Here is a 26,661-nt window from a genome sequence, read left to right as displayed (position 1 = left end):
GGGGGGGGGGGGGGGGGGGGGGGGGGGGGGGGGGGGGGGGGGGGGGGGGGGGGGGGGGGGGGGCGGCGGCCCCCCCGGGACAGCTCCAGACGCAGTTGGCTCCTCAGGAGGTGCCGCTGGCCTTTTTCAACCCCCAATGGCCGGGATCCCTCTCTGGCGAGCTGACGGCGCAGCTGGACAGGGCGGCAGCAGAAGTGGGCTTCCTGGGGGCGTTGCGGGCGCAAGGGTCGCTGGCTTTGTTGCAGCCTTTGGGAGCGAGGGGACGGCAGTGGGTTGAGGGCATCCGCGGCCAGGTGACTTGGGAGGGATCCGGACTGCATATCCAGGAGGCGGAGGTGTTGGCAGGTGGCACTCGCCTGGCCAGGGTCGAAGGGCAGATCCCCTTGGATCCCCAGACGCTGCAGGTGGGATCCCTGGATCTGAGCTTTACCACCGACGGGATTACGCTGGCAGAAGTACCCGGCCTGCCGCCGCTGGTGAAAGGAGTGCTGCAGGGATCCGGCCAGATCCGCGGACCTCTGGACACCTTGCAGGTGACTGGCAAGGCGCAGTTGCGGGGCTTGCAGGTGGGAGATGTGGCCTTTGAAGACTTGGCCGGGCCCTTTCAGGGGTCTGTTCAGGGGACGGAAGTGGATCTGCGGGGGAAGCGGGATCGACTGGCGCTGCAGTTGGATCCCCAGTTGCAGCCTTTGCAATTTCAAGTCCGGCGAGGGGAGGCGGAGGCAGTAGGTCAACGACAGCAGGAACAGCTCCAGGTGACGGTGAATCGGCTGCCGCTGGCTTTGCTGGGGGGCTTAGCTGCCGGCCCGTGGGCCAGCCTACAGGGGAACCTCGATGGGGAGGTGGCAGTTGACCTGGCGAGTGGTGCTGCCCAAGGACGGGCTGCGGTAGCGGATCTGCAGTGGGGAGGGATGAAAGTGCAGGGCTTCTCGGTGGATTTTGACTACCAGACTGCGGGCGACTCCGGCTCTCCCCGGCTGACCATTGCTCAAGCCCAACTGGATTTGTTCGAGAGCACCTATACGGCTAGGGGCACCTTAGAGCTGCCTGCAACTCTTCTGCAAGCCGGTTTGGATCCCACCTTGGCGGCTCTCGCTCCCCAAATTGACCTAGAGATCAGCACCCATCAAGGTCGGCTAGAAGATATCATCTCCGCCTTCAAGTGGCGGCAGTGGCGCGACCTCACCACCCGGGGTTTCCAATTGCCCCCCTTGGGCCCTGCCTCGGTGTTGGAGACCGATCCGGTTGGTTTGCCCAACCATCCTCTCCTGGAGCAGCTAGAGTACTATGCCCAGATCCTGGCTGTCCACCTGGAGACCTTGGCCAGCCGCATGGATCCGCTGTTCGCGTCAGCGGTGCGGAGCACTTTCCCGCCGCCCACAAGTCTGCGAGGGGAATTCCAAGCCAGCGTTAGCCTGGTCGGCAGCCTCAACCGGCCTAGCGTCAGCTTTTACCTTGAGGGCCAGAATTGGCAGGCAGAGGAGTTTGGCATCGAAAGCCTTACTGCCAGGGGCAGCCTGGCTGGAGATGCAGTGGTATTGGAGCCGCTGCGGTTGCGCAGTGGCGAACGTCAAGCCCTTTTTGTGGGCAAGCTGGGCCTAGAGGAACAGTCGGGATCCCTGCAAATTCAAGGATTTCCTCTGGCTTTGCTGGATCGCTTCTTGCCGGAGGAGCTGGAGCTGCAGGGGGATCTCAACCTGGATGTGGAGCTGGCCGGCAACCTGCGGGATCCCCGTGCCACCGGATCCCTGACGGTGGTCAACGCCCAGATTAACCAAGTGCCCCTGCGGGAGGTGGCGGGACAATTCGACTACCAACAAGGACAACTGCGCTTGAAGAGCACTCTTCTCGCCAACGGCGACGAGCCAATCCGCATTGCCGGCTTGGTGCCCTACACCTTGCCCTTCGCCGAAGTTCAAGCCAAAGAGGATCAGATCGACCTGAGCTTACAGGCTGAGAACGGCGGCCTGCGCTTGATCAATCTCCTCACCGACCAAGTGCGCTGGGAAGGCGGCCAAAGCCAACTGGAGCTGGCCATCCGCGGCACCTTGCGAGAGCCCAGCCTGCAGGGGAACTTGAGCGTCAACTCGGGGATCCTCAAGCTGGCAGCCCTGCCGGAGCCCATTACCGACCTGACAGGCCAGATTGCTTTTAACCTCAATCAACTGCAAGTCCAGGAGCTGCGCGGACAGTTGGGGGAGGGATCCCTGGTGGCCAGAGGCGTTTTGCCCATCAACTCTCGCGGAGCTTTGCAAGAAGGAGAAGCTCTGCAGCCGCTGAGTCTGCAGCTCCAAGGGATCCGCCTGAACTTGCCCAATCTCTACACGGGCCGCCTGGAAGGAGAAGTGGTGGTGGGGGGGCTGCTCCTGCGACCGTTGATTGAAGGTCGTTTAGAGGTTTCCGAGGGGATTGTGGATGTAAGCCCTCGCCCTGAGCCACCCACCGCAACAGAGGCGGCTGAGGACTCTGCACCGCCGACGTTCGCGACAGCCCTACCCTTTTGGCAGCCGCGGTTGAATGGGCTGGAGCTGGCCTTGGGATCCCGGATCCGGGTGCAGCGGCCTAACTTGTTTGAATTCAATGCTTCCGGCACCTTGCGCCTTTTCGGCACCCCCCAAGATCCGCGCCCGGCAGGCACCATCACTCTGGAGCGAGGCCGGGTCAGCCTGCCCATCGCCAACTTTCGCTTGGATCGCTCCCGCCCCAACACCGCCACCTTCGACTTGGACAACCCCTTCGATCCCTTCCTGAACCTGCGCTTGATGACCCAAGCCTTCGAGGTGTACCGCTTCCCCCAAGATCTTTCCCCCTTCGACACCAACCGCAACCTGCCGGGATCCCAGCAGAGCATCGATATTTTTGCCACGGTCAACGGGCGGGCCAGCCAACTTGCCGAGGCGGATCCCCGCAATGGAGTTCTGTCCCTTTCCAGCAGCCCCAGCCGCTCCCCGGAAGAGATCGTCGCCCTGTTGGGGGGAACGGCTTTGGCCCAACTCAATCCAGAGGCAGGGGTGGCCGGGCTGGCGGGAACGGCCCTGCTCAGCGAGCTGCAGGAAGCTCTGCGGGATACCCTTGGCCTGGATGAAATTCGCCTCAGCCCCATCCCCCAGATCGATACCCGCGCTCCCAACCGTTCTTCAGTGGGGCTGGCCTTGGAGGTGGCCCGAGATCTGGGGCCGGCCACTTCCCTCTCGCTGCAGCGGAACTTGACGGATCCCTTCCAGCCCACCCGCTACAGCGCCCGCTACCGCTTCAACGAGCAAACCCTCACCCGCGCCAGTACCGATTTTGAGGGCAACAATGTCATTTCCATCGAGTTTGAGACCCGCTTCTAGCAGGATCCGCTCCGGCCAGATTGAAAATGGTTTTACCAGCATTGCAGAGCAGCAGGGCATCTGGATCCCAAAGGATCTGCCCATCAAGAGCCATTCTCCCCAACACCGGCATTCCTACTTGGGCTTCCAGGCGCGGGATCAAAGTTGCATCCAGCTTTTCCAAGGCTTGGGGATCCCCAGTTTCGGTCAGGGATCCAATCAGCACCCACCCCAAACCGCAGGCCTTGGCTTGGCGCAACAGGGCGGCAAAAGCAGCACCTTGGCTCAGGGCGGTCTCCCGCTGCAGCGTCAGCAGCAAGCTCAACCCCCACGCATGGGCCAGATCCGCCCAAGTTTGGCCTGGCCCCAGGGGATCGGCAACGCTGCCCGGCAAAACCAGTAGGGGATCTTTTTCTCCTGCCCACTCGGAGATTTGTTGCCAGAGGGCCTTTAGCTGAGCTTCCGAAGGGTTGGGATCCACTCTGAGCCGGCCCCAAGGGCGTTGAACCACCTGCTGCCAAGCGTCGGCCACTGCCGTAGCTCCTGGGATCCCTGGCCAGGTGTCGGCCACCATCACCTTCATGGCTCTGCCTCCCACAGGGCGAGAAACTCCGGCTGGATCTCGAAGCCAAACACCAAAGCCATATCCCGCAGCATAGAGGCGGATCCCAGGTTCTGCTGCTTGAACCACCGCATCAACACAAAGATCTTCTGGTAGACGAAGATCTCCAACGCTTCTGGGTTGTAAACAATGCCCTCCCGAGGGTTGAATTGGTGGGGCACCATCATAGCCGCGTAACGGGCCAGTTCTCCTTGACGCCAATTGAGGAAGTAGGGCATCCAGGGGTAGACCGTATCCCACCGAATAAACCACAGGCGCACCTCCGGGATCTCGGACAGCTCCCGCGGATCCTCAGGGCTGCGCGGCCAATCGATGGCGCATTGCACCTGCTGGGCAGCACGCACGGGATCCGCCATCAGGGTTTTCACCAGCTCATGGCCGGGGGTGAGATCCAGAGTTTGAATGGCCTTGGCGGGAAGGTAGAAGGTAATCGGCACAGCGACACGGCTATCTGGCTTGCAAATGCAGCTTATCTCAGCTCTGTTCCATCTTGCCTGCCACCGGGATCCCCAGGCGGGTGAGATCGAGGGCAAAACCTGCCGTTACCAAAAACACTTGGTCGGCCAGAGGAGCCAGCCTTTGGGTGAGTTCTCCCATCCGATCCCGAAACCGCCGCCCCATAGGATAGGCGGGCACCACCCCCCAGCCCACCTCTTCAGACACCAGGAGGATCTCCCCCCTACAGCTTTGCAAGGCTGCCAGGAAGGATTGCACCAAGGGATCCCATTCTGAAGAGGGACAGTCTAGGCCCTGCGCCACCCATCCCCCCAGCGAATCCACCAGCGCACAGCAGGGCTGGGGTAACTTTTGCAGTTCTGCCCCCAAGTCCCTCCCGGTTTCCCAAGTTTGCCAACCGGAAGGTCGTCGTTGCCGGTGCTGTTGAACGCGCTCTGCCCATTCTGGATCCGTCTTGGGATCGGGTTTTGGCCCGGTAGCCAGGTAGACAACCGGCAAGCCTGAAGCGGCAGCCAAACCCTCTGCCAGCCGGCTTTTGCCGGAGCGCACAGGGCCGCAGATCAGCACAATCGACATTACGCTGGAAATCCACTGACGCTTGAGATTAACCTAACAACAGCGCACTTGAACTTCAGGCTCAAAAGCCCGACCATGACAGATCCCAAGCCGATATCTTCGCCTGAACACAAGGCTTCTTCGGCCTCTTTTCGATCTCCTCAACCGCTCTGGCTCAGCCTAGCGCTGGGGATCACCACTGCCCCCGTCTTGTTGGCATTGGTGCTGGCGGATCGAGCCGAGAAATGGCTGGGATCCCTAAGCTGGGAAGATCCGGGTTGGTGGCTGGGGGAGCGGCTGCCCAACTTAGACAGCACCCCGCTACAGGCCCATGAGCGACAGCGCAAAAACTCTGCCCCAGTCGAGAACCCCTAGCTTCTCCGTCACTTTCGTATCATAGGAAAGCGAACTAGCAGCAGGAGTTAACAGCCTTTGCGCAGACCGGCCAGACTATCTCAGGAGTTCACCTCCACATTCTCGGGGGTGCTGTTTTGGACGAGCGCATTTCTCTTCACAACGGTGTTGAGCGCTTGCTTGGGCTACCTATTTGGCCAGCGAGCCCTATCCGGGGTTTCTTCTCCTGTCACCGGCTCCGGTCAGGCTTCTCGCTCCCGCGAAGTTCGGGATCCCCGCACTGTGCCCTTGCTGAACGAGGCTGAGGTGATTGCAGCAGTCCAAGCCAGCCTTCGCCCGCCCCCGACTCCCACCCCCCTCTTTACCCCAACACCCGCTCCGGTCGCAACTCCCACCCCTACCCTCACTCCCAGAGTGTCTCCTGAATTGGCGGCGGCCCCGTCGCCAACTCCTCGCCCCGCCACTCCATCTCCTCCACCTCCCCGTCCGCGTCAGCAGGACGGAGTTCCTGCCCCGCCGGCGCCCACACCACCTCCGCCCCCCCTACCAATTGCCGCCAGTGGACAGGTCTCTATGCAGGTGCTTTCGGTTCGTCGCGAGGGAAGCCAAGTGGTTCTGAATGTAGCTATGCAAAACAACTCGGCAGAGACGGTGCGCTTTCTCTATAGCTTCCTGAACATTACTGACGACAATGGACGGTCAATCAACGCGCTCACCCAGGGTTTGCCGGGGGAGCTGCCCCCCAATAGCCAAGTCTTCCAGGGAACCATCCGCATCCCAGCCTCGAGCCTAGCCGGATCCCGATCCCTGTCCCTGAGTTTGGCTGATTACCCCAGCCGCCGCCACCGAGTGGGAGCCAGTGGGATCCCAGTGCCGCCGTAACACCCCTCTTCCTTTAGCTTCAGACCACAGATCCGGTCACGTAGCGTTGCGGAGCAACAGGAGCAACAAAGTTTGTACGGGGAACATGAGGTGGAGTTGAGAAGAGGTGCCTAGCCCAACCTTTGAACAGCCTGAGGAAATCCGAGCGCTTTTTGACCGCATTGCTCCCCACTATGACTCCCTCAACCAAACCTTGAGCCTGGGCCTCCATCAGGTTTGGAAGCGTATGGCCGTGCGTTGGTCGGGCGCCAGCTCAGGAGGATATGTGCTGGATCTGTGCTGTGGAACCGGTGATCTGGCTCTGCAGTTGGCCCGCCGAGTAGGACGAAGGGGACATGTGGTGGGCCTAGATTTCTCTCCCGCCATGCTGGCGATTGCCCGGCGTCGCTCTCGGCTCTTCCCTGGCTACTCCCTGGAGTGGGTTTTGGGAGATGCCTTGGCCTTACCTTTTCCCGACAGTAGCTTCGATGCCGTTACCATGGGCTACGGCTTGCGCAATGTAACCGATATTCCCCAAGCCTTGCGAGAGATTGGGCGAGTACTGAAGCCAGGGTGTCGTGCCGCCATTTTGGATTTTCACCGCCCCACAGGGATCCCTCTTTGCGAACAATTTCAGCGCTGGTACTTGAACACTCAGGTGGTTGCCCAGGCCAAAACTTTGGGACTGGGATCCGAATATGCCTACATTGATCCCAGCCTAGATCGCTTTCCCTCTGGAGAAGAGCAACGACAAATGGCCCTGCAGGCAGGGTTTGCCAGTGCCAAGTTCTACCCCCTAGCGTGGGGCATGATGGGGGTACTGGTGATTGCGAAAAAGAATCCCTCGGCCTAGCCGTGGGGAGAGTGCCAAGTATGTTAGAAGTGAACGAAAATGAGATCTCGATAGGATGTCGGTTTGCCTATCGGCTGTTGTCGCTATAGTGGTTGAACACCATGCTGGATCCCCTTTTGGAAGAGAAAATCCGTGAACAAATCCGTACCCACAAGGTGCTCATCTACATGAAGGGCACCCCGGAAATGCCCCAATGTGGGTTTTCCTATGCCGCCGTTCGTGTGCTGGATAGTTTGGGCTTCCCCTACACGGCGATTAACGTACTCGAGGATCCTGAGATCCGCCAGGGGATCAAAGAGTTTTCCAACTGGCCTACTATCCCGCAGATCTATATTGATGGAGAGTTTGTGGGCGGTTGCGACATCATCCAAGAGATGCACGCCCGCAACGAGCTGCGTCCTCTGGTCGAGGCAGCCTTTGCTAAGGCCACGGCTCAATCTTAAGGGATCCCATCTCATCCAGAGGGGTTGCCATGCTTACCCCCGACTACCTTCGGCAGCACCTGATGGAGAAGCTGCAGGCTCTTCATGTGCAGGTGGAGGATGAGTCCCACCTTCACATCGGCCACGGGGGCGGGACAGGAGGGCACTACCGAGTTCAAGTGGTGTCGCCTTCGTTTGTCGGCAAAACGACCCTACAGCGACATCGCCTGGTGTATGCCGCTCTGGCGGAACACATGGGGCGGAGCATTCATGCTTTGGCCCTGCAAACTTACAGCCCTGAAGAGGTTTCTGCGCAAGGGATCCCTGAGGAGATCAGCTAGCATGGAGGGCAAAATCGCGGCCCCATCAGGGCAGAGGAGGGAGCATGGCAACTCTTTTGGCCACCTGGCTGATGTCAGCCTTGAGTGTAATGATCCTGGCTTGGCTTTTGCCCGGGATCCACGTCTCTGGATTCGGGGGTGCTTTGGTGGCGGCTCTGGCCATTGGTCTGGTCAATGGTTTGGTTAGGCCGATTCTCCGGCTGATCACCCTGCCGATTACGGTTCTTACCCTGGGTTTGTTTTGGCTGATTTTGAACGGCATTTGTCTAGCCATTGCCGATAAGCTGGCCGGGAATGCTTTCAACATCGATAATTTCGGCTGGGCGTTTATCGGCGCAATTGTACTTTCCATCGTCAGCGGCTTGGTTCAGCAGGTTTTTGAGCAAGGTGCGCCGAACTGACTTCGTCCCCAGCCGTGAGAGGGCAGGGTTTGGTTCAAGATTGCAGGGGGTACGCTAGGGGAACGTCAACACTCAGCCCGACGATAACCAAAACCAACTTTAAGGGATCCCGATAAGCTTTACTCCATTGGCCCTGCCCGCTAAGTTTTTGCCGCAGAACCATAGGATTCTCCACAGATAGCCTGCACAAGATCTGCCAATGGCTAACATCAGCAGGATATTGCGAGCAGGCGTTTGATCTGTGGCTGCTTTATCTAAGCCTAGCAAATCGATAGGAAACCAGTAGGGGATCAAGTTGGTCGATCTGCAACTCAGGAGCTGGTTGGTATGAAGGCGTTGCTGCTCTATCCGCGTTTTCCTCAATCATTCTGGTCTTACAATCGCACCATTGAGATGGTGGGGCTAAAAGCGCTAATGCCACCTCTTGGCTTGATCACCGTTGCTGCTTTGCTGCCCCAACACTGGGAGATTCGCTTTGTGGATCGCAATGTAGCTGATGAAACAGAAGCCGATTGGCAGTGGTGCGATCTGGTGATCTTGTCAGCCATGTTGGTGCAGAAGCAGGATTTCCACGCCCTCATTCGCAAAGCGGTGCAGTTGGGCAAAAAAGTAGCGGTGGGCGGACCCTATCCAACTTCTGTGCCACAGGATGCCCTGGAATCTGGTGCTCACTATTTGGTTTTGGATGAAGGGGAAGTGACCATACCGGCCTTTGTCAAGGCTCTAGAAGCTGGGCAAGAGTCGGGCATTTTTCGGGCTGCGGAAAAACCGGATGTAACCCAAAGTCCTTTGCCAAGGTTTGATCTGCTGCCCATGGATCAATACTTCATGATGTCAGTCCAGTTTTCACGAGGTTGCCCCTTTAATTGTGAGTTTTGCGATATCATCTCTCTTTACGGACGCAAGCCAAGAACCAAAGAGCCAAGTCAAATGCTAGCCGAGCTGCAAGCTCTCTATGACTTGGGCTGGCGGGGTTCGGTATTTGTGGTGGATGACAATTTTATCGGCAATCAGCGCAACGTCAAGCGATTTTTGCGAGAGCTGATCCCCTGGAGCCAGGAGCGCAATTACCCATTTACCTTTATGACAGAGGCTTCGGTTAACCTGGCCGAAGATGAAGAGCTGATGAGGTTAATGGTAGAAGCGGGGTTCTATGCTGTCTTTTTGGGCATTGAGACTCCAGACCAAGACAGCTTACAGATGACCCAAAAGCTCCAGAATACCCGCCACCCTTTGGTGGAGGCCTGTCGCAAGATCAACGAGGCCGGACTGCTGATCTACGCTGGGTTTATTCTAGGCTTTGATGGAGAGCGGCCAGGAGCAGGGGATCGCATCCAGGCTTTTGTCGAGCAAACCGGTATTCCTCAGCCGATGTTAGGCATTTTACAGGCTTTGCCAAACACGCAACTCTGGAATCGCTTGAAGAAGGAGGAACGTTTGCTGGAAGGGATCGGCGTTACTGAGTTCGGCGATCAAAATACGCTGATGAACTTTATTCCCACCCGTTCTCTATCGGAGATTGCCCGAGAGTATCTGGAAAGTTTTTGGAAACTGTATGATCCTGCACGATATTTGTCTCGCTGCCTGCAACAGTGCCTGAATATCGGCATCAAAGATGGCCGACGGCAAATGATGAAGCTGCCCCTCCGCAAAGGGATCCATCTGCTTCTACAACTCATCTGGCGGCAAGGGATCCTTCATCCCGAAATCCGCGCCCAATTTTGGCGGCAGCTATGGACGATTTGGCGACAGAAACCGAGCCTGCTGAACCTATATTTGGGCCTCTGCGCTGCAGGAGAACACTTTTGGGAATATCGGGAATTGGCCCGCGCCCGGCTTACCCAGCAACTGGGATACGATCCTTTGCTGGCCAGCTCATCTTGACAGTATTTCTGGGGGAATGGTCTATCGATAGAGGATGCCCGGATGGGGCCTATGCGGCGACGACAGTTGGGGGCGATGGTGCTGGGATCCCTGTGGGCTGTTTGGGGAGGCTCTCGGCAGGCCCAAACGTCCGGGCGCGGAGATTGGCTGGCCGTGGAGCTGTTCAGCCGCTGGAGTGCGGATCCCTTGGCCGAGTTGGAGCTGGTTGGCCCTTTTGTTTTGAATCAGCAGCCTTTTCCAACAGGTGCCTGGAAGTTACAGGTGCGCCGCCAAGAGCTCCTGCTGACCGGGCCGGGACAGCCTCGTCGCTACCAGGGATCCCTTTGGCTACAGGGGGGAGCCCTGCGCCCCTTCGCAGGGGAGGAGCGTCGCTATCGGGGTTGGGTACAGATTCGTCCCAAGGGTTTAGGTCGCCTGCATCTGGTGAATTGGGTGAAGTTGGAAGACTATCTGCTGGCTTTGGTGCCCAGCGAAATGCCCGCCGACTGGCCAGCTGCCGCCTTGCAGGCGCAAGCCATCTTGGCCCGTACCTTGGCCGTTCCCCATCTGTGCCCCGGCCCCAGAAGAGAATGGCCCTCTGCCCCGATAAGGCCATTGCAAGACTCCACCGCCCACCAGTTCTATGGTGGCCTGGCCTATGAAACGGCGGCGACCACTGCTGCGGTGCGGGCAACCCGAGGGCAGATCCTAACCCATGCCGGCCAGCCGATAGAGGTTCTGTTTCACTCCACCTGTGGGGGCCACACCAGCGCCAATCAGGATATTTTTGCCCCACCCGCCCGCCCCTACCTACAAGGGGTGATCTGTGACGGGTGTCGCGCCTCTCCCTTCTATGGCCCTCACAGCGTCCGACTCAGCCGACGGGAGTTGGAGCAAGCCTTGGGCAACGGCGATCTGGAGATTGTGCAGTCGGATCCCTGGGGTCGCCCCCTGCGCATCCGCGTTGGATCCCAACTGTTGACCGGCCAAGAGTTTGTGCTGCGCCTTGGCCAAACCCTGGGTTGGGGGATCCTCCCCAGCAACCGCTTCACGTGGGAACGTCTCCAGCCAAAGGCCGGCCAGCAGGAAGTGTACCTTTTTACCTATCGCGGAGCCGGGCATGGGGTGGGACTGTGTCAGTGGGGATCCCGTGGCTTGGCCGAGAAGGGCTACACGGCGCCGCAAATCCTCAATCACTACTTCCCCGGCACCCAGGTGATAACGTTGAGCTGAAGGCTGTTGGCCCCGACTCCAACTCTCATTTACTCCCGTGTCCCTTGCACACCCCCATCGTCGCCATCCTGCCTACTGCTACTGCAGTGAGCTGGAACACGCCCAGATTCCCAAGCGCCAGCAGCAGGATCCCTTGCCGTTTGCAGAAGCGATGCGGGTGCATTGCCAATCAGGAAGCCGCCGTGGCCGCTGCTTGCGGCCCTTGAAGCAGTTGTTTCGTCAGCAAAACTGTTACATGGCTAACCCCTAAGCTACCCTGAGCAGGCGACCTTGGGCCATCGCACCCCAAGAAGCTGACCTCAGGCGGGGGCTTTGGGGGTGATCTTCACAATGGTGGGACGGGATCCCACCTGGGCTGACCCATTCGCTTGGGCTTGCGGCTCTTTGGCCATCCCGCTGCCAGTGGAAGTGGTTTGCGCTTTACGCCGCTTCTGCGGCACAGCATTTCCGGCCTGCTGGGCTGTAGGGCTGCTGGAGGCAGCTTTGGCTTGGGCTTTACCTGCAGAAGCGGTCGAGCGGCTTTTCCCCTTGACCTCTGCAGAAGAGACTTCTTTTTCAGCCAGCACCTGCAGGGCCATTTCCAGGGTAACCGCTTCGGCAGGGATCCCTTTGGGCAAAGAGGCATTGACCTTGCCATGTTTGACATACAGCCCGTAGGGGCCGTCGTGCAGATTGACCGGCTCACCATCCTCAGGATGGGATCCCAGCTCCCGCAAGGGCTTGGCAGAGCCGCGCCCACGGCCTTTCTTGGGCTGGGCCAACAACTCCAGCGCCCGCTCCAGGCTGATGGTCAGCACATCCTCATCGGCGGGCAGAGAGCGGAAATCGCCATCACAGACTACGTAGGGGCCGAAGCGGCCAATACCGGCCTGCACTTTTTTCCCCGATTCCGGGTGTTCCCCCAAGGTGCGAGGCAAGCTCAGCAACCCCAAGGCAATCTCTGGCGTGACCTGATCCGGTTTCAACCCTTTGGGCAGGGAGGTGCGCTTGGGTTTTTTGTTGTCCTCAGAAACTTCTCCCAACTGCACATAGGGGCCATAGGGGCCCTGCGGGATCACATAGATTGGCTCCTGGGTTTCCGGGTGAAAGGCAATGGGCTTGGGGCCTTCTTGCTTCCGCTGGATCAGCTCCGCAATGTGTTCTGGGCTCAGATCGGCGGGGGGAATATCCTCCGGCAGGTTGGCGCGCACCTCTCCAGACTCAGTTTCAACTGCTACATAGGGGCCATAGGGGCCAATGCCGATCTTGACAGGCAGGTTCTCCAGATGGATGGAGCGGGCCAGGCCGGAATCAATTTCCAGCTCGCGCGCCTTCACCTGTCCCTCGAGACCCTGCTCGCCCAAGAAGAAATGGCGCAGATAGGGCAGCCACTCCGCCTGTCCAGAAGCAATGTCGTCCAGCGTTTGCTCCATCTCGGCAGTGAAGCGGGTATTCACCAGGTTGGGAAAGTATTTTTCCAGTAGCTCGGTGACTGCAAAAGCCGTGTAGGTGGGCACGAGGGCACTTCCCATCGGCCTGACGTAGCCACGGCTCATGATCGTATTCAAGATGGTGGCGTAGGTGCTGGGGCGGCCAATGCCCTCACTTTCCAACACCTTGACCAAGGAGGCTTCCGTATATCGGGCTGGAGGCTGGGTTTCGTGGGCAACGGGTTCCAGCTTCTGGCAGCGGAGGGGATCCCCCTGCCGCAACAGAGGCAGATGCACCTCCCGATCTTCCAAAGCCGCCTCTGGGTCGTCGGATCCCTCCACATAGGCGCGGAAAAAGCCGGGAAAATCGATGCGCTTGCCGCTGGCCCGGAACACCGCATCGTCTACGGCGATGAGTACGATGGTGTGGGTCTGCCGCGCCTCAGCCATTTGGCTGGCGACGGTGCGCTTCCAGATCAGGTCGTAGAGGGCCAGCTCCTGGCCGGAGAGGGGGGTTTGGCTGGGCAGGCGAAACTCTGATCCAGCAGGACGAATGGCCTCGTGGGCTTCTTGCGCCCCTTTGGTTTTGGTGGTGTACTGACGGGGCTCGGGGCTGAGATATTCTCTGCCGTACATCGACTCCACGCAGGCGCGGGCAGCGCGGATGGCCTGCTCCGACAGGTGGACCGAATCGGTGCGCATGTAGGTGATGTAGCCCTCTTCGTAGAGCTTTTGGGCAATGCGCATCGTCTGCTGGGCCGACAGGTGCAGCTTGCGGTTGGCCTCCTGCTGCAGGGTGGAGGTGGTAAAGGGAGGGGCAGGTTTGCGGGTGGAGGGGCGCTCTTCCACAGAGCTGACGATCCAGGCTTTTCCCAGCAAGCGATCCCGCAGGGCCTCGGCCTGGGCCTGATCCAACAACACCACATCCCGCCCGGCAATGAGCTGGCCGGTGCTGGGATCGAAGTCTTGCCCATTGGCCAGGCGTTTGCCACCCAAGCTCACCAGCTCTGCTGGAAAGACAGCCTGCTGGCCGGCGACGGTCGTTTTGGGCTGCAGCTCCGCTTTGAGATCCCAGTAGGAGGCTTTTCTGAAGGCGCGCCGCTCCCGCTCTCGATCCACCAAAAGCTTGACCGCCACCGACTGCACCCGCCCTGCCGAGAGTTTGGGGGCAATTTTTTTCCACAGCAGCGGCGACAGGGTATAGCCCACCAGGCGATCCAAGATGCGGCGGGTCTCCTGGGCACGCACCAGTTGTTCATCCACCTCACGGCAGTTTTGCAGCGCCTCCTGAATGGCCTCGCGGGTAATCTCGTGGAACACCATGCGGCGGGTGGGCACTTTGGGTTGCAGCACCTGCTGCAAGTGCCAGCTAATGCTTTCCCCTTCGCGGTCTTCGTCGGTGGCCAGGATCAGCTCGTCCGCCTTCTTGAGCGCTTCCTTCAGCTCCTTGACCACCTTTCTTTTGTCCTTGGGGATGACGTAGAGGGGCTCGAAGTCGGCGTGGACATTGACCCCCAGGCGGCTCCACTCTTCTCCTTTCAATTCTTCTGGAATTTCAGATGCCGAATCGGGAAGATCCCGCACATGTCCCATCGAGGCCTGAACCTCATACCCCGCAGGCAAGAACCCACGGATGGTACGGGCTTTGGTGGGAGATTCGACAATGACCAGCTTAGGCATAATTGAGGTTGGCAGCAATCGGCTTAGGTTGTCGCATTTCCCGCCCCAAGGATTGGGCGGGCCAGCATACACTGCAAGAGGTGCTTAAGATAGACAGCCTACTTTTCTGGAGCGTAGCAAGTCTGTCTGCGCTTGACCAGCCGTCATCGGCGATGATCCGAGCGGTCTGGCCCCATCTGGCTGCTTTACAGGACGATGAAACTACACCATTTTTCCATTCGCACCGCCGATATCTTCCGCTCCATCGCTTTTTACGAGGGGCTGGGCTTTGCGGTGGAAGAACGCTTTACTGCCGGGATCACGCTGGCCTGCTGGATGCGCGGCCCCTGGGGGCGTTTGGAGCTGATGCAAGTGCCGCAGCCCCATCCTGCCCCGGATCCCTTTGGGGATCCCCACTATGTGGGCTACTATCACCCCGCTTTTGAGGTGGGCCCCGAATGGGGATCCCTGGCCAACTACCTAGAACATTTGCGAGCGCAAGTGCCCCTTACCCTGCTGCTGCCGCCCCAGCTCCAGCAAATTGGGGGCCAGGTCTATGAAGTGGCGTTCATCGCCGATCCCGATGGCCTGCCGATCGAGCTCATTCGTCCCCAGGGATCCTCAGGAGAGAGTCTGCCCCAACGCCCAGAGGACATTAATTAATTTAATAAATAAAAAATAGTTGGATAACTAGTTGATGGGTTAGAGGATCTAATTTGGGTGGGAGCGGTCGTTCCCCCTTGTCCAGATCCTGGAGAGCCAACCCTAAAGCTAAGCTAGTAGAGCTTCTGGGGAACTTGAGAGAAGGGTTTGTTGGCCGCTTGTCAGTTCAGCCTCACCTGATATGAAAGCTCAGCTTCCGGTGACGATTTTGACAGGTTTTTTGGGCAGTGGCAAAACCACGCTGCTCAAGCGCATCTTGGAAGAGGAGCATGGGTTGCGCATTGGGGTTATCCTCAACGAGTTTGGCGAGATTTCCATCGATGGCGAGTTGGTCAACATGCCCGAGGGGGGGCTGATGCAGCTCAACAATGGTTGCCTCTGCTGCACGGTGCGAGAAGATTTTGAACAGGCAGCCCGAGAGCTGCTGCAGCGTGCCCAGGCGTTGGATTACCTGGTGGTGGAAACCAGTGGGGTAGCGGATCCCAGGCAGGTGACGGAGCTATTTGTGCAGAGGACTTTTCATGAGGAGTTGCGCCTGGATGGCGTGGTGACGTTGGTGGATGGGGCCGAATACTGGCAGAATTTCCGGCGCTCGCAAACTGCTGCCCACCAGATCAGCAGTGCCGACATTGTGTTGCTCAACAAGGTGGACTTAATCGGCGAAGCCGAACGAGAGCGGATCCTTCTGGATCTGCGCCGCTACAACCCCGATGCCCCTTGCCTGCTCACCACCCATGCCCAGGTGCCCTTGGCCCGCATCTTGGATGTGCATGCCTTTCGTCCGGAATTGTGGGATCCCAGGCTCCTCGATTCGGGGACTGAGGCCCACCCCAGCCATCACCTGGAGGAGGACGGGATCCAATCGGTGAGCTTTCAACTGCAGCAGCCGCTGGATTTGGGGGCCTTTCGCGATTGGCTACAAGACTTGTCCGAGACCGTTTTTCGCGCCAAGGGGGTGCTGTCGGTTCTGGATGAGCCGCAGCGGGTTATCTTCCATCAAGTGGGCCAGCGGCAAACCCTTTTTCTGGAACGGGACTGGGATCCCGATGAGCCCCGCCTGTCCAAAATTGTGTTGATCGGCAAGGGGCTGGAGCGGGAGCAGCTAGCTGCCGGCCTCAGCCGGGTGTGTGGGGCAACCGCCGCTGGCTAGAGATCCTCTTCACCACTGCCTATTTCTTTCAATTTCTAGATTGGGTGACCTGGGATGGCTCGCAGCAAACTTTCAGAGCAAGAACAACAGCAAATTGTTAGCGCCTACCGCGGCTCAGCAGCGACCGCCGTCGAATTGGCGGAGCAATTTCAGGTGAGCATCACCACCATCACCCGCGTGTTGAAGGAAAATATCGCCGCCGATGAGTACCAGCGGTTGATCCATCTCAAACGCTCGGCTGCCCGCCGCAAAGACATGGGGGAAAAAGTTGCTGTTGGCAGGATCCCAGCCTTGGAGCAGCAGATCTTGCCGCTGGAGCCGGAGCTGCCTTTTTCATCTCCCTCGCTGCAGCCGAACGCAAACGACGAAGGCGAGGATAACACCGCTGGAACAGAGTCTCTGCCAAAACTGCCCCCAGAAGAACTGCAGTTGGCGGCTGAGCTTCAGGAAGATGTGGAGGATGTCGGGGAAGAGGATGAGGAAGAGACCGAAGAAGACCGTGACCTCGAAGACGAGGATGAGGACGACCCTGACTATCTCCTAGAAGATGAAGATGGGCCAGAAGAGGATCCCCTCACCGATCCCAGCTATCAAATTCAGGTATTACCCCTGGAAGAGCTCACCCTACCGGAAACCTGCTATGTCGTTGTTGACCGCTACCAAGAACTGACCACCCGCCCTCTCAAAGAATTCTTTGGCTCCGGATCCCTGCCCATCGAAGGGATCGACAACGCCAATACGCTGCCGATTTTCGACAGCCACAAGGTGGCCCGCCGCTTTTCCGAAATGAGCCGTCGGGGCAGCAACACCTACCCACCCTACCGGGTAATCCAGTTTCCCGGCTACATTCTGGAGATTGTGCGCACCCAACTGCAAAAGAAAGGCATCACCCATCTGCTCATGGATGGGCAGATCTACAGTCTTTGACCGGCTCCTCAAGCTCAGGAGCGGGGGATTCCCGTTACTGGCGCAGGTTTGCAGCCCTGCGTGAGCGCCGTCGGCCTACTTCGCCACAGCAGCAGTACCCGTCTCCCTAGGAGCCTGGGCTGCCCCGCTCCCACGAGCCACCCACGCCAACGGAGCTGAAGGCTCCTAACCTCAGTCTCATCGCAGGCAGAGATGGCGCCAAGCTTGCCCTCATTCCACAGCCGTCGCCGCGTATTCCAGCTCCTCTTCCACCACTTCCGGTGGGGCCTCTGCCGCTTGTCCTTGCTTAGCGGCCAGCAGTTGCTCACGGTACTTGGCTGCCATTTCCTCAGCCTTCTCGTAAACCAGCTTGGGATCCCGAATCATGTCGCCGGGATTGGGCTCCAGTTGCTTGGTGGACAGCGAGATCCGCCCCCGCTCCGCATCTAGATCGATGATCATCACCTTCACTTCGTCGTTGACGTTGAAGACGCTGTGGGGCGTGTCAACATGATCGTGGGAGATCTCGGAAATGTGCAGCAGGCCGGAGACGCCACCAATATCGATGAAGGCACCATAGGGCTTGATGCCCCGCACCGTGCCAACCACCACCTCGCCCACTTCCAGCTTGTTCATCTTCCGCTCCACCAAGGCGCGGCGATGGCTCAACACCAAGCGGTTGCGGTCTTCGTCCACCTCCAGAAACTTCAGGGGCAGCTCTTCGCCCACCAGCTCTTCTTTTGGCTTGCGGGTGCTGATGTGGGATCCGGGGATAAAGCCCCGCAGCCCCTCAATCCGCACCAGGGCTCCACCTCGGTTGGTGGCAAAAATGGTTGAGCGAACGGTGGCATCTTCTTTCTGGAGCTGCCGTACCCGTTCCCAGGCCCGCATGTACTCGATGCGACGGATGGAAAGAGTGAGTTGTCCCTCTTCGTTTTCTTCGGTGAGGATAAAAAACTCGCGGGTTTCTCCCGGCTGCAGCATCTCGTGCGGGTCTTCCAGGCGGCTAATCGACATCTCCTGGAGCGGCAGAAAGGCAGCCGTTTTGGCCCCAATATCGATCAAAGCACCGCGTGGCTCCACCGAGAATACTGTACCCGCCACAATTTCGCCAGGGCTGAAGTGATAGTCGTACTTATCCAGAAGGGCGGCAAAGTCTTCAGTGGTAAAACCTACATCGGCAGCAGTGAATCGACTCATAGGGGTGCAGTAACAGATCAGTTGCGCGGGATAAAGGGTAGAAGGCCAATCGAGTTTGGCAGGATCCCACTTCCACTTTCCCACCTGGGGAGGATGTGGCTGGGAAATACCATCGTAGCTTAGAGGAGCGTCTTTTGTGGCAAGTTTCCCGGCATCTTGCCAAGCTGGAAGATAGAAGATTTGGGAGAAGAACGATTGCACTTTATCGACCAAGCCGAAATTGAAGTGCAAGGGGGGAATGGCGGGGATGGCATCGTTGCCTTCCGCCGTGAAAAGTATGTGCCGGCTGGGGGGCCATCCGGCGGCAATGGCGGGCGGGGCGGCTCGGTGATCTTGGTGGCCGATCCCGGCCTGCAAACTCTGTTGGATTTTCGCTTTCAACCGGTGATCAAGGCGGAACACGGGGCCAAAGGGGGGCCCAACCATCGCAGCGGGGCCAGTGGTGCGGATCGGCTGGTGCGGGTGCCCTGCGGTACTGTGGTGTTCAATGCGGAGACGGGGGAATTGTTGGGCGATCTGGTGGGCAAGGGGGATCAATTGCTGGTAGCCCGTGGGGGCAAAGGCGGCTTAGGCAATGCCCATTTTTTGAGCAACCACAATCGCGCCCCCCGCCAATTCACCAAGGGCGAAGCGGGAGAACGGGTGCGCCTGCGCCTGGAGCTGAAGTTGATTGCCGAGGTGGGCATTGTCGGCCTGCCCAATGCGGGCAAGTCCACTCTGATTTCGGTGGTCTCCTCTGCCCGCCCCAAGATTGCTGACTACCCCTTCACCACGTTGCAGCCCAATTTGGGGGTGGTGCCCCATCCATCGGGAGATGGGGTGGTGTTTGCCGATATTCCGGGGCTGATCGAGGGGGCGCACTTGGGGGTGGGGCTGGGCCATGAGTTTTTGCGCCATGTGGAGCGTACCAGGGTACTGATTCATTTGGTGGATGGCACGGCGGCGGATCCCGTCAAGGATTACCAGGTTATTCAGCAGGAGCTGCGCGCCTACGGCCACGGGTTAATCGATAAGCCACAAATCCTGGTTTTGAACAAGATCGATGTTCTGGATCCCCAGCAGGTTGCCGAGCGCGCCCAGAGGCTGTCTGCTGCTGCCGGCACTTCGGTGGTGACCATTTCTGCGATTGCCAAGCAGGGGCTGGATGCCCTCTTGCAGCGGGTGTGGCAGTGCCTGGGTCGGGGATCCCAACAGCCTGCGCAGTTGGATCTTGTGGGGGCAAAATCCATCCAGTCCTAGGGCAGAAGAATCTTAGAATGGGAAAGCCCCTGCCTTCCCAGAACCCAGAGACGAGTGGCCATGTATATCTCGGCGGAGGATCTGCCACCGGATTTGCGTCAGATTATGTTGGCCGTTGAACAGGCGGCTCAGGCGAGGGCGGGAGCGTGTGTGGAGCTGCTGATGCTCCTGCGGCTGCTGGAGGAGTTGCACCGCGCGATCCTGGAAGGTGCCTTTCGGGAGTCTTTGCCCAACACCCGTCAAGCTCTGTATCGGGTGCTTCAGGATTTGGAAGAAGCCGGCGACTGGCCCTATCTGCCCCGTCTGCACATCCAAGCCCTGATGCAACAACTGAAGGACTGGCCCGAATCTCAGGGATCCCTGCCGGTGTCGGTGCCACCGACCCCCCGCCCTCTTGTGGAAAACCCTTTGGGGGGGAGCTGCTCCGAGTCTTGACCTCTTTCCACCTGCCCGATGGCCGAGTATTTTAAGCTGCATCCTCAACAGCCCCAGGCCCGTTCCATCCGGCGGATCGCGGCGGCTTTGCGGGAGGGGGCGGTGATGCTTTACCCCACCGATACAGTCTATGCCATTGGCTGCGATGTGACCCACAAACAAGCAGTGGAGCGGGTACGCCGTATCAAGCAGCTCTCCAACGACAAGCCTCTTACCTTTTTGTGCCCTTCTCTCTCACGCATTGCCCACTATGCCCAGGTAACCGATTCGGCCTATCGGCTGATGCGGCGGCTGATCCCGGGCCCGTTTACGTTTCTGTTGCCGGCCACCAAGCTGGTGCCCAAGTTGGTGATGGAGCCCAAACGGAAAACCACCGGCATCCGCGTGCCCGACTCGGCCATTTGTCAGGCTTTGCTGGAAGAGTTGGGCAATCCAATTGTCTCCACCTCTGCCAAGCTGGGGGGGGATCCCGTCGGATCCCTGGGCTTAAGTTTTGGGCAAACCTGGGAATGGGAGAGCGATCCCTGGGATGAGGGTGGGATCTTTGCGGCTGAGGAAATGCGGCAGTTGGAAAAACAGGTGGATCTGGTGCTGGATGACGATGCCCCCCGCCGGGCCAAGGTCTCTACGGTAATCGATTTGACCGGATCCGAGCCGCTGGTGGTGCGGGCCGGGCTAGGGTATGAGCAGGTGGCAGATCTGAACCTGAAACTGGTGGGAGAAGACGGTTAAGGGCAGAGGGATCCCGCGTTCTCTAAAATAGGGTCAGTGCCTTCGGAGTGTGCCCATGTCTGAGGCCCTGGCTCAGCAAAAATCGGCTCTGCTGCACCTACTGGAGGCGACCGACCGGGGCCGGAAAGTTTCCCCTGACCAAAAAGCCCAGATTTTGTCTCAAATTGCCGTCCTAGAAGCGCTCAACCCCACCCCCAAGCCAACATCGGCTCCTGAAGGGTTGGAGGGGAACTGGCTCACCCTATTTACCACGAGCACAGCTCTGCTGCGGCTGGCACAGTTGCCTTTTTTGACCACCGGCGAGATCTACCAGTGTATTCGGGCCAAGGCTGGACGGGTCTTCAACGTGGCGGAGATCCAGGGATCCGGCTGGCTGGGGGCTTGGGTGCCACGGGGAATCTTGGCGGTATCGGCACGCTTTTACCCCGAATCGGAGCGTCGGGTGAGGGTGATTTTCGAGCGATTGGTGTTCGGATCCCAAGCTTTGATGAGCTACGAGATCGAGAGTTTTCTCTATTTGCTCGAGCGGGCTCCGGAGCGGATCCCGGCTATTCAAATCGATATTCGCCGCCGCGAGCCAACGGGCTGGCTGGATATCACCTATTTGGATGAAGATTTGCGGATGGGCCGGGGCAGCGAGGGGAGTGTATTTGTCCTGAAACGGGTGAGTTGAGACTTCGGCTAGCCGGAGGGCTTAGAGGGTTCCGTTTCGGCTATTTTGTGAGATAGGTTTTGGGTTAGGGTGAAGCCTATTTCCTGGAGAACTTGCAAGGCGCGGTAGGACTCCCGCAAAGCTTGCAGCTCTTGCTGAGTTTGCTCCAGTTGCCGGGCTTTTTGCTCCTGTAAGAAGCGCAGCCTTTGATTTTCGGACGCCGTGCGACGCAGAACGTGCTTGAGTTTCTGCTTCTGCTGCTGAAGCCGAGTCCGCCTCACCTCCAACTGCTGCAGTTGGATTTCTTGGAGTTCCAGTTCTATTTTCAGAGTGGCGACCTGCATCTGGAGTTGGCGAAGTTTTTGGTTGAGCTCTGGCTCTGGTGTGGGTTTTGCCGACTCAGGGCTTGGGGAAGAAGGTGATGACAATTCTTGTAGGGGCTGCAACTGTTGGGCCTTGGCCTGCGAAGCTTGATCCTGGTGCTGCTCGCCCTGCAGTCTTACTTGAGTGTGTTCGCTTACTTCGGTTTCAGTTTCCGTCTGCTGCTCAGCTTGATCAAGAATTTGTCGATCGCGGATCTGGGTTTGAGGATCCTCGTCAACCGACTGCAAAGGGAGAGAATCCTCCTCGGGTTGCCGAGGGTTGCCGCCATAATCGGCGGGATCAAAGGGAGACAGAGCCGCTACCAGCGAGGCCCGAAAATCAGTCCAGGAGCCCGACTGCAGACCCATCTGAACCACCCGCCAGGCCCCATAGGAGGCCCCAGCGGCAGCCAGGATCCCAGGGATCCCGGCCAAGGATAAGGAAACCCTGGGCAGGGTTGGCAGGATCTGATCCAACAGCCCCACCACCAGAGCGAAGACGAAAATCCCGCTCCCCGCAGCAGCGGCACCCGAGACCCAAGAGGAGCGGGAAAACATCGTCATTGGCTTTTCGTTATCACAATCGCTAGAGCGGGAAAACCAGGTTCAAAAATGGCCTGTCTGCACTCAGTTTATCCCGCCAGCAGCCTCTGTTTCCCTCTCAGGGCACCTGCCAAGCCCGTTGGTGGTAGCCCTCTAATTGGGCCCAGGGATCCCCAGCCGCTGCGTGGGTATGGCCGTGGTCGTGGTGAGGGTGGGAATGAGGATGGTGATGGGATCCGTGCCCGTGATGGTGGTGATGATGCTCGTGAGGATGGTGATGGGTATGCCCAGCTCTGACCTCTGCGCTCACGGCCAGGCGAAACTTGCACAGGTGGCAGTTCATTTGGGTTTGGCCCTGTAGGGCTTCCTGCTCCAGTTGCTGCAGGCTGTGCAGCACCGTGTCCACAAGGCCCAATTCCGGCAGCATGAGCCAGTCGATTTCCGACTGTCGTTGTCGTTGTTGTTCCACTGCCGCCTCAATTTTTTTCACCAGCACTCCGGTAAACAGGAAGTAGGGCAGCACGATCACCCGGCGCGGATGCCAGGACAAGGCCCGCTCCAATCCCACGGGCAGGCGGGGATGGGTAATGCCGATAAAGCAAGTTTCCACAGCGGCAAACCCAGATCCTTCCCAAAGCAACCGGGCCAGTTTACAGGCTTCGGCATTGGCCTCGGGATCGCTGGAGCCGCGACCCACAAACAGGAGCACGGTTTCTGCTTCTGGGATCCGCTGCGGTTGGGCGGCCATCAAAGCGGCCAATCGGTCTCGCAGCAGTTGCAGGATCTCGATGCGGATCCCCAGCGGCCCACCGTAACGAATGCGCAACTGGGGATAGAGGGCCTGCAGGCGATCCAGTTCCATCGTCACATCGAACTTGTTGTGGCGGGCCCCAAACAGCAACAGCGGCAGGGCCACGATCTCCTGCCACCCTTGGGCCAAGCACTGCTCTACCCCCTGGGCAATGGTTGGCTGGGTCAGCTCCAGAAAGCAGGGGATCACCGGTCGATGGGGGGTGAGAGCTTGGTAAGCCTGGGCTAGCTCCAGAAAGGCTTGCTGCCCTTGGGGGTCGCGGGATCCGTGGCCGATGAGCAACAGGGGCAGGGGGACAACAGGAGACTGCCCAACCGCAAGCGGAGGGGAAACACTGAGGGTATTCAACACAAAAAACTCCGTTCCTTGTGAATCGCAAGGGGTACAGGACAACGGCAGGTGGGTGTTCTGGCTGAGGGAGGGATCCCATCACAGTTGCGTCACAGTGGCGGACTTGCACCGCGCTTTCCCCAGTCTGCCTGAGCCTTTTAGGTTAGCTTGCCGCTTGTCGTTCACCAAGCCCCCTGGGGGGATGTCCTTGTCTGCCAGAAGATAGCCCTGAGGCATGAGCGGTACGGCAGACTCATGCTCAAAGGGCAGCAAAACTGTTGCCGCGCTAATCCCCCTTGCCCCTGGGAGAGGGCCTAACGCCGGCCCGCTGGTCTGGGGGGCTGAAAGTGTCGCAGGCGCAGGGCATTGGCGACCACCGAAACGGAACTCAGGGCCATGGCTGCCCCCGCCAGCATAGGGTTGAGCAACCAGCCTGTAAAGGGATAGAGCGCCCCAGCGGCAATCGGGATCCCCAGCGTATTGTAGATAAAGGCGAAGAAGAGGTTCTGGCGGATGTTGTTGAGGGTGGCCCGGCTGAGTTGAATGGCAGTGGCGACTCCGCGCAGATCTCCCGACATGAGGGTTATATCGCTGGCGGCCATCGCCACATCCGTACCCGTACCGATGGCGATCCCCACATCGGCTTCTGCCAGAGCCGGAGCATCGTTAATGCCATCTCCCACCATCGCCACCCGCCGTCGCGGTTGTCTTAGGCTGCGTATGTAAGCTGCCTTCTGATCCGGACGGACTTGGGCAATTACCCGCTGAATGCCTGCTTGCCGAGCAACCGCTTGGGCCGTGGTGGGGTTATCCCCGGTTAGCAGGATCACCTCTAGACCCATCTGTTGCAGCTGTTGCACTGCCTCAGGAGAGGTGGGTTTGAGCGGATCGGCAATGGCCAACAGCCCCACCAGGCTCTGGGATTGGGCTACGCCGATCACCGTTTTGCCCTGGCTTTCCCAATTCTGAACCCGCTCTGACCAAGAGGGATCCCAGGGGATCCCCATCTCCTGTAGCCAGCTCAGCCGACCGATGCGAATCCACTGATCTTCCACCCAAGCTTCTGCCCCACTGCCTACCCTTGCCTGAAAGTGCCAGGCAGGGGGGATCACAATTTTTTCGGCTTCGGCTTTCTGCACCACCGCCTGGGCCAAAGGATGTTCCGAGTGCCGCTCCACCGCCGCTGCCAGGCGCAACACCGCCAGGGGAGAGGAGCCGTGGGCCCAAATATCGGTGACGGTAGGGCGACCTTCGGTCAGGGTGCCAGTTTTGTCCAAGACCACCGTGCGCAAGTGGTGGGCCAATTCCAGGCTGTCGGCACTTTTCACCAGGATCCCCAATTCTGCCCCTCGTCCCGTGGCCACCAGGATCGAGGTGGGGGTTGCCAACCCCAGCGCACAAGGGCAGGCGATGATCAGCACCCCAATCGTGTTCACCAAGGCCAGCGTCAGGTTGTCCGCCAACACCCACCAGAGCACGAAAGTTAGAACTGCCACCCCGATCACTGCCGGCACAAACCAGGCAGTCACCCGATCCGCCACCTGTTGAATTGGGGCTTTGGATCCCTGAGCTTCCTGCACCAGGCGCACGATCTGGGCCAGAACCGTGTCTTTGCCCACCCGCCGCGCCTCCATCACAAAGCTGCCCGTCTGATTCAGCGTTGCCCCAATCACCTCATCCCCCGCCGACTTGAGTACAGGCAGGCTCTCGCCGGTCACCATGGACTCGTCGAGGCTGGAGGATCCCTCTAGAATGACCCCATCCACCGGCACCTTCTCTCCGGGGCGCACCCGGATCCAATCCCCCACCTGCACTTCCCGAATCGGAATATCCTGCTCCACCCCATGGCGAATTACCCTTGCCGTTTTCGGTTGCAGCCCGATCAGCTTGCGAATGGCTTCGGAGGTTTGCCCCTTAGCCCGTTGCTCCATCCACTTGCCCACCAGAATCAGGGTGGTGACCACCGCCGACACCTCATAATAGACATCCGGGTGCAGTCCCTGCCGATGGAAAGAGTCGGGGAAAACCGTTGGGAAAATGGAATAGAAGAAAGCCGCGCTCGTCCCTAAGGCCACCAGCGTGTTCATATCCGCTGAACGCCGTTGCCAAGCAGCCCAGGCTCCCCGGTAAAAATGCCTGCCCACCCAAAACTGCACCGGAGCCGTCAGCAGCAACTGCAACCCAGGATTGTGCAGCCACATGGGAAAGCCCGGGATTTCCATTCCCAGCATCATCGGCAGGGATCCGATCACCAGCACCGTGCTGATGCCCACCCCTATCGCCACCTTGAGCTTCAGTTCCCGTTCTGCGGCCCGTTGGGCGATCCGCTCTGGATCCGACAGATCGTCCAGTTGCCAATCCTCCTGGATAAGGCGCGCCCGATACCCCGCCCGCTCCACCGCCCGAATCAGCGCCTGCGGATCCACCAGCCGGGGATCCCCTTTGACGGTGGCCTGCTCACTGGCAAAATTCACGGATCCGGAGGATACTCCCTGCACCTGAGTGAGGGCCTGTTCGATGCTGCGGGTGCAGGAGGCACAGCTCATCCCTTGCAGGGCCAACTGCCAAGTGCCCTCAGGAGAAGGCGCAGAGGCCGATAGTGCACCCGATGACCCTTTATGGGCAGACATGGCAACACCTTGTTGATGAAACGACAGCTACTCTCCACCCTGGGCAGGGCGAAGGCAGCCATCTGTACAGAAATTCAAAACAGACGCCCGACCGTTCCCGGCCCAAAATTGACTAGGCCGGGGGATATCCCACCTGGGTGAGGGCCTGCCGCAAATCGCTCACAGACCGCCCAGAAGTAATCCGCACCTGTTTGGTTTTGGGATCCCCTTCCACCTGGGCCTGGGGATCCAGTTGCCGCACCGCTTGCGCAATGGTGTCCACGCAAGCCGCACAGGCCAGCTTGGGCACTGTCAAAACAACCTGCATCTTGGGAAACCTCCCCAACCCAATGCCACTGAAAGGATGCTAAACCTTACAGTGGACTGGAAGGTCAAGGGGGAGTCTGAGGCTCGTCCATATTCCAGCGGTAGTCCACCTGATAGCCCCGCTGTCGCCAGTCTTCTTCCAGTTGCACCTGTTGGGTGAGGGCTTTGCGCAGAGAGTTGATCAGCTCTTGTGTGCGGGCTCGGTTGCCGAAATCCTGTTCTTCCACTGCCGGAAAGGTTTGCCGCTCCAATACCCGCAGCAGAAATTCGTAGTGGATGTGAGCCGGCACAGGAATACGTTTCATCGGTCTGAGCAATCCTTAGAGATCCATTGTTCTTAACAGAGATCCATATGATGG

27 protein-coding genes and 1 riboswitch are annotated in these 26,661 nt (G+C 59.1%); of the genes, 17 read left to right on the top strand and 10 right to left on the bottom strand.

The window, feature by feature from the left end:
• The first annotated feature begins 95 nt into the window (after nucleotides 1-95).
• Entirely contained in the window at nucleotides 96-3,335 is a 3,240-nt protein-coding gene (locus NW870_RS04670; RefSeq protein ID WP_414374147.1) for a translocation/assembly module TamB domain-containing protein, read from the top strand.
• Here NW870_RS04670 and NW870_RS04665 read toward each other — a convergent pair.
• From NW870_RS04665 to cobU, 3 genes are read right to left on the bottom strand one after another with little or no spacing between them, the layout of a single operon-like run.
• Nucleotides 3,304-3,897 carry a hypothetical protein gene (locus NW870_RS04665; protein ID WP_414374145.1) on the bottom strand — a complete coding sequence of 198 codons (594 nt, stop codon included), beginning with the start codon at nucleotides 3,895-3,897 and terminating at the stop codon, nucleotides 3,304-3,306. The genes NW870_RS04670 and NW870_RS04665 overlap by 32 nt on opposite strands.
• A complete protein-coding gene (locus NW870_RS04660) occupies nucleotides 3,894-4,373 on the bottom strand; it encodes a CRR6 family NdhI maturation factor (protein ID WP_414358003.1) in 480 nt (159 codons plus the stop codon). The genes NW870_RS04665 and NW870_RS04660 overlap by 4 nt, the downstream gene beginning before the upstream one ends.
• 37 nt (nucleotides 4,374-4,410) lie before the next feature.
• On the bottom strand, nucleotides 4,411-4,968 hold the full coding sequence (gene cobU, locus NW870_RS04655) for a bifunctional adenosylcobinamide kinase/adenosylcobinamide-phosphate guanylyltransferase (protein ID WP_414374144.1): 558 nt from the start codon (nucleotides 4,966-4,968) through the stop codon (nucleotides 4,411-4,413).
• A 75-nt stretch (nucleotides 4,969-5,043) separates the two neighbouring features.
• Here cobU and NW870_RS04650 point away from each other — a divergent pair, with 75 nt between their 5' ends.
• The 9 genes from NW870_RS04650 to NW870_RS04610 all read left to right on the top strand — a co-directional run bounded on the left by NW870_RS04650 (nucleotide 5,044) and on the right by NW870_RS04610 (nucleotide 11,525).
• Entirely contained in the window at nucleotides 5,044-5,322 is a 279-nt protein-coding gene (locus tag NW870_RS04650) for a hypothetical protein (protein ID WP_414374142.1), read from the top strand.
• Nucleotides 5,323-5,466: 144 nt separating this feature from the next.
• On the top strand, nucleotides 5,467-6,183 hold the full coding sequence (locus NW870_RS04645) for a hypothetical protein (RefSeq protein WP_414374140.1): 717 nt from the start codon (nucleotides 5,467-5,469) through the stop codon (nucleotides 6,181-6,183).
• Between the two features lie 106 nt (nucleotides 6,184-6,289).
• The gene (gene ubiE / locus NW870_RS04640; RefSeq protein ID WP_414374138.1) at nucleotides 6,290-7,015 is read left to right on the top strand and encodes a bifunctional demethylmenaquinone methyltransferase/2-methoxy-6-polyprenyl-1,4-benzoquinol methylase UbiE; all 726 of its coding nucleotides are present in this window, start codon (nucleotides 6,290-6,292) and stop codon (nucleotides 7,013-7,015) included.
• A gap of 104 nt (nucleotides 7,016-7,119) precedes the next feature.
• Nucleotides 7,120-7,458, top strand: coding sequence for a Grx4 family monothiol glutaredoxin (gene grxD, locus NW870_RS04635; RefSeq protein WP_041437553.1), 339 nt, complete (start codon nucleotides 7,120-7,122; stop codon nucleotides 7,456-7,458).
• 29 nt (nucleotides 7,459-7,487) lie between these two features.
• Nucleotides 7,488-7,778 carry a BolA family protein gene (locus NW870_RS04630; protein ID WP_414329320.1) on the top strand — a complete coding sequence of 97 codons (291 nt, stop codon included), beginning with the start codon at nucleotides 7,488-7,490 and terminating at the stop codon, nucleotides 7,776-7,778.
• Nucleotides 7,779-7,822: 44 nt separating this feature from the next.
• A complete protein-coding gene (locus tag NW870_RS04625) occupies nucleotides 7,823-8,179 on the top strand; it encodes a phage holin family protein (protein ID WP_011433930.1) in 357 nt (118 codons plus the stop codon).
• Nucleotides 8,180-8,506: 327 nt separating this feature from the next.
• Nucleotides 8,507-10,063, top strand: a complete 1,557-nt coding sequence (locus NW870_RS04620) for a B12-binding domain-containing radical SAM protein (protein ID WP_414374137.1) — start codon at nucleotides 8,507-8,509, stop codon at nucleotides 10,061-10,063.
• 42 nt (nucleotides 10,064-10,105) lie between these two features.
• Complete coding sequence (locus NW870_RS04615) at nucleotides 10,106-11,275, top strand: SpoIID/LytB domain-containing protein (protein ID WP_414374135.1); 1,170 nt, start codon at nucleotides 10,106-10,108, stop codon at nucleotides 11,273-11,275.
• Between the two features lie 37 nt (nucleotides 11,276-11,312).
• On the top strand, nucleotides 11,313-11,525 hold the full coding sequence (locus NW870_RS04610; RefSeq protein ID WP_414374134.1) for a hypothetical protein: 213 nt from the start codon (nucleotides 11,313-11,315) through the stop codon (nucleotides 11,523-11,525).
• Between the two features lie 49 nt (nucleotides 11,526-11,574).
• On the opposite strand, the gene topA is transcribed toward NW870_RS04610, so the two are convergent.
• The gene (gene topA / locus NW870_RS04605) at nucleotides 11,575-14,364 is read right to left on the bottom strand and encodes a type I DNA topoisomerase (RefSeq protein ID WP_414374133.1); all 2,790 of its coding nucleotides are present in this window, start codon (nucleotides 14,362-14,364) and stop codon (nucleotides 11,575-11,577) included.
• A gap of 195 nt (nucleotides 14,365-14,559) precedes the next feature.
• On the opposite strand from topA, the gene NW870_RS04600 reads away from it, so the two are divergent.
• From NW870_RS04600 to NW870_RS04590, 3 genes are all read left to right on the top strand, one after another.
• Nucleotides 14,560-15,006, top strand: coding sequence for a VOC family protein (locus NW870_RS04600; RefSeq protein WP_414329315.1), 447 nt, complete (start codon nucleotides 14,560-14,562; stop codon nucleotides 15,004-15,006).
• 181 nt (nucleotides 15,007-15,187) lie between these two features.
• Complete coding sequence (locus NW870_RS04595) at nucleotides 15,188-16,156, top strand: CobW family GTP-binding protein (protein WP_414374132.1); 969 nt, start codon at nucleotides 15,188-15,190, stop codon at nucleotides 16,154-16,156.
• A gap of 54 nt (nucleotides 16,157-16,210) precedes the next feature.
• Nucleotides 16,211-17,083, top strand: a complete 873-nt coding sequence (locus tag NW870_RS04590; RefSeq protein ID WP_414374130.1) for a hypothetical protein — start codon at nucleotides 16,211-16,213, stop codon at nucleotides 17,081-17,083.
• Between the two features lie 210 nt (nucleotides 17,084-17,293).
• Here NW870_RS04590 and NW870_RS04585 read toward each other — a convergent pair whose 3' ends face one another.
• On the bottom strand, nucleotides 17,294-18,262 hold the full coding sequence (locus NW870_RS04585; protein ID WP_011433921.1) for a 30S ribosomal protein S1: 969 nt from the start codon (nucleotides 18,260-18,262) through the stop codon (nucleotides 17,294-17,296).
• A gap of 195 nt (nucleotides 18,263-18,457) precedes the next feature.
• On the opposite strand from NW870_RS04585, the gene obgE reads away from it, so the two are divergent.
• Genes obgE through NW870_RS04565 form a run of 4 tightly spaced genes read left to right on the top strand, consistent with a single transcriptional unit; the run spans nucleotide 18,458 to nucleotide 21,341 of the window.
• On the top strand, nucleotides 18,458-19,501 hold the full coding sequence (obgE, locus tag NW870_RS04580) for a GTPase ObgE (protein ID WP_414342608.1): 1,044 nt from the start codon (nucleotides 18,458-18,460) through the stop codon (nucleotides 19,499-19,501).
• A gap of 60 nt (nucleotides 19,502-19,561) precedes the next feature.
• Nucleotides 19,562-19,936, top strand: a complete 375-nt coding sequence (locus NW870_RS04575; protein ID WP_414357583.1) for a hypothetical protein — start codon at nucleotides 19,562-19,564, stop codon at nucleotides 19,934-19,936.
• Nucleotides 19,937-19,954: 18 nt separating this feature from the next.
• Nucleotides 19,955-20,668 (top strand): L-threonylcarbamoyladenylate synthase, encoded by a 714-nt coding sequence (locus NW870_RS04570; RefSeq protein ID WP_414374128.1) that lies wholly within the window; start codon nucleotides 19,955-19,957, stop codon nucleotides 20,666-20,668.
• Between the two features lie 55 nt (nucleotides 20,669-20,723).
• The gene (locus tag NW870_RS04565; RefSeq protein ID WP_414357585.1) at nucleotides 20,724-21,341 is read left to right on the top strand and encodes a PAP/fibrillin family protein; all 618 of its coding nucleotides are present in this window, start codon (nucleotides 20,724-20,726) and stop codon (nucleotides 21,339-21,341) included.
• A gap of 8 nt (nucleotides 21,342-21,349) precedes the next feature.
• Here NW870_RS04565 and NW870_RS04560 read toward each other — a convergent pair whose 3' ends face one another.
• From NW870_RS04560 to NW870_RS04540, 5 genes are all read right to left on the bottom strand, one after another.
• Nucleotides 21,350-22,246, bottom strand: a complete 897-nt coding sequence (locus tag NW870_RS04560; RefSeq protein WP_414374126.1) for a hypothetical protein — start codon at nucleotides 22,244-22,246, stop codon at nucleotides 21,350-21,352.
• Nucleotides 22,247-22,343: 97 nt separating this feature from the next.
• Nucleotides 22,344-23,384 (bottom strand): sirohydrochlorin chelatase, encoded by a 1,041-nt coding sequence (locus NW870_RS04555; RefSeq protein WP_414374148.1) that lies wholly within the window; start codon nucleotides 23,382-23,384, stop codon nucleotides 22,344-22,346.
• Nucleotides 23,385-23,416: 32 nt separating this feature from the next.
• Nucleotides 23,417-23,553: riboswitch (cobalamin riboswitch) on the bottom strand.
• 127 nt (nucleotides 23,554-23,680) lie between these two features.
• The gene (locus tag NW870_RS04550; protein WP_414374124.1) at nucleotides 23,681-25,996 is read right to left on the bottom strand and encodes a heavy metal translocating P-type ATPase; all 2,316 of its coding nucleotides are present in this window, start codon (nucleotides 25,994-25,996) and stop codon (nucleotides 23,681-23,683) included.
• 112 nt (nucleotides 25,997-26,108) lie between these two features.
• A complete protein-coding gene (locus tag NW870_RS04545; RefSeq protein ID WP_414357588.1) occupies nucleotides 26,109-26,303 on the bottom strand; it encodes a heavy-metal-associated domain-containing protein in 195 nt (64 codons plus the stop codon).
• Nucleotides 26,304-26,367: 64 nt separating this feature from the next.
• Entirely contained in the window at nucleotides 26,368-26,607 is a 240-nt protein-coding gene (locus NW870_RS04540; protein WP_414357589.1) for a DUF5340 domain-containing protein, read from the bottom strand.
• Nucleotides 26,608-26,661 lie beyond the last annotated feature (54 nt).

The sequence above is a fragment of the Synechococcus sp. R50.1 genome, assembly GCF_047462115.1.
In the GTDB taxonomy this organism is placed as follows: Bacteria; Cyanobacteriota; Cyanobacteriia; order Thermostichales; family Thermostichaceae; genus Thermostichus.
Note: the sequence above shows the minus strand (reverse complement) of the source record. Positions and strands in the feature narration are given on the sequence as shown.

What these genes read in the sequence shown, in the direction of transcription:
- NW870_RS04665 (WP_414374145.1), bottom strand. Translation starts at nt 3,897, where the DNA reads ATGAAGGTGATGGTGGCCGACACCTGGCCAGGGATCCCAGGAGCTACG.
- NW870_RS04620 (WP_414374137.1), top strand. Translation starts at nt 8,507, where the DNA reads ATGAAGGCGTTGCTGCTCTATCCGCGTTTTCCTCAATCATTCTGGTCT.
- NW870_RS04585 (WP_011433921.1), bottom strand. Translation starts at nt 18,262, where the DNA reads ATGAGTCGATTCACTGCTGCCGATGTAGGTTTTACCACTGAAGACTTT.
- NW870_RS04570 (WP_414374128.1), top strand. Translation starts at nt 19,955, where the DNA reads ATGGCCGAGTATTTTAAGCTGCATCCTCAACAGCCCCAGGCCCGTTCC.
- cobU (WP_414374144.1), bottom strand. Translation starts at nt 4,968, where the DNA reads ATGTCGATTGTGCTGATCTGCGGCCCTGTGCGCTCCGGCAAAAGCCGG.
- NW870_RS04615 (WP_414374135.1), top strand. Translation starts at nt 10,106, where the DNA reads ATGGGGCCTATGCGGCGACGACAGTTGGGGGCGATGGTGCTGGGATCC.
- NW870_RS04590 (WP_414374130.1), top strand. Translation starts at nt 16,211, where the DNA reads ATGGCTCGCAGCAAACTTTCAGAGCAAGAACAACAGCAAATTGTTAGC.
- NW870_RS04560 (WP_414374126.1), bottom strand. Translation starts at nt 22,246, where the DNA reads ATGACGATGTTTTCCCGCTCCTCTTGGGTCTCGGGTGCCGCTGCTGCG.
- topA (WP_414374133.1), bottom strand. Translation starts at nt 14,364, where the DNA reads ATGCCTAAGCTGGTCATTGTCGAATCTCCCACCAAAGCCCGTACCATC.
- NW870_RS04575 (WP_414357583.1), top strand. Translation starts at nt 19,562, where the DNA reads ATGTATATCTCGGCGGAGGATCTGCCACCGGATTTGCGTCAGATTATG.
- NW870_RS04595 (WP_414374132.1), top strand. Translation starts at nt 15,188, where the DNA reads ATGAAAGCTCAGCTTCCGGTGACGATTTTGACAGGTTTTTTGGGCAGT.
- NW870_RS04565 (WP_414357585.1), top strand. Translation starts at nt 20,724, where the DNA reads ATGTCTGAGGCCCTGGCTCAGCAAAAATCGGCTCTGCTGCACCTACTG.
- NW870_RS04550 (WP_414374124.1), bottom strand. Translation starts at nt 25,996, where the DNA reads ATGTCTGCCCATAAAGGGTCATCGGGTGCACTATCGGCCTCTGCGCCT.
- NW870_RS04545 (WP_414357588.1), bottom strand. Translation starts at nt 26,303, where the DNA reads ATGCAGGTTGTTTTGACAGTGCCCAAGCTGGCCTGTGCGGCTTGCGTG.
- NW870_RS04630 (WP_414329320.1), top strand. Translation starts at nt 7,488, where the DNA reads ATGCTTACCCCCGACTACCTTCGGCAGCACCTGATGGAGAAGCTGCAG.
- NW870_RS04540 (WP_414357589.1), bottom strand. Translation starts at nt 26,607, where the DNA reads ATGAAACGTATTCCTGTGCCGGCTCACATCCACTACGAATTTCTGCTG.
- NW870_RS04600 (WP_414329315.1), top strand. Translation starts at nt 14,560, where the DNA reads ATGAAACTACACCATTTTTCCATTCGCACCGCCGATATCTTCCGCTCC.
- NW870_RS04625 (WP_011433930.1), top strand. Translation starts at nt 7,823, where the DNA reads ATGGCAACTCTTTTGGCCACCTGGCTGATGTCAGCCTTGAGTGTAATG.
- NW870_RS04650 (WP_414374142.1), top strand. Translation starts at nt 5,044, where the DNA reads ATGACAGATCCCAAGCCGATATCTTCGCCTGAACACAAGGCTTCTTCG.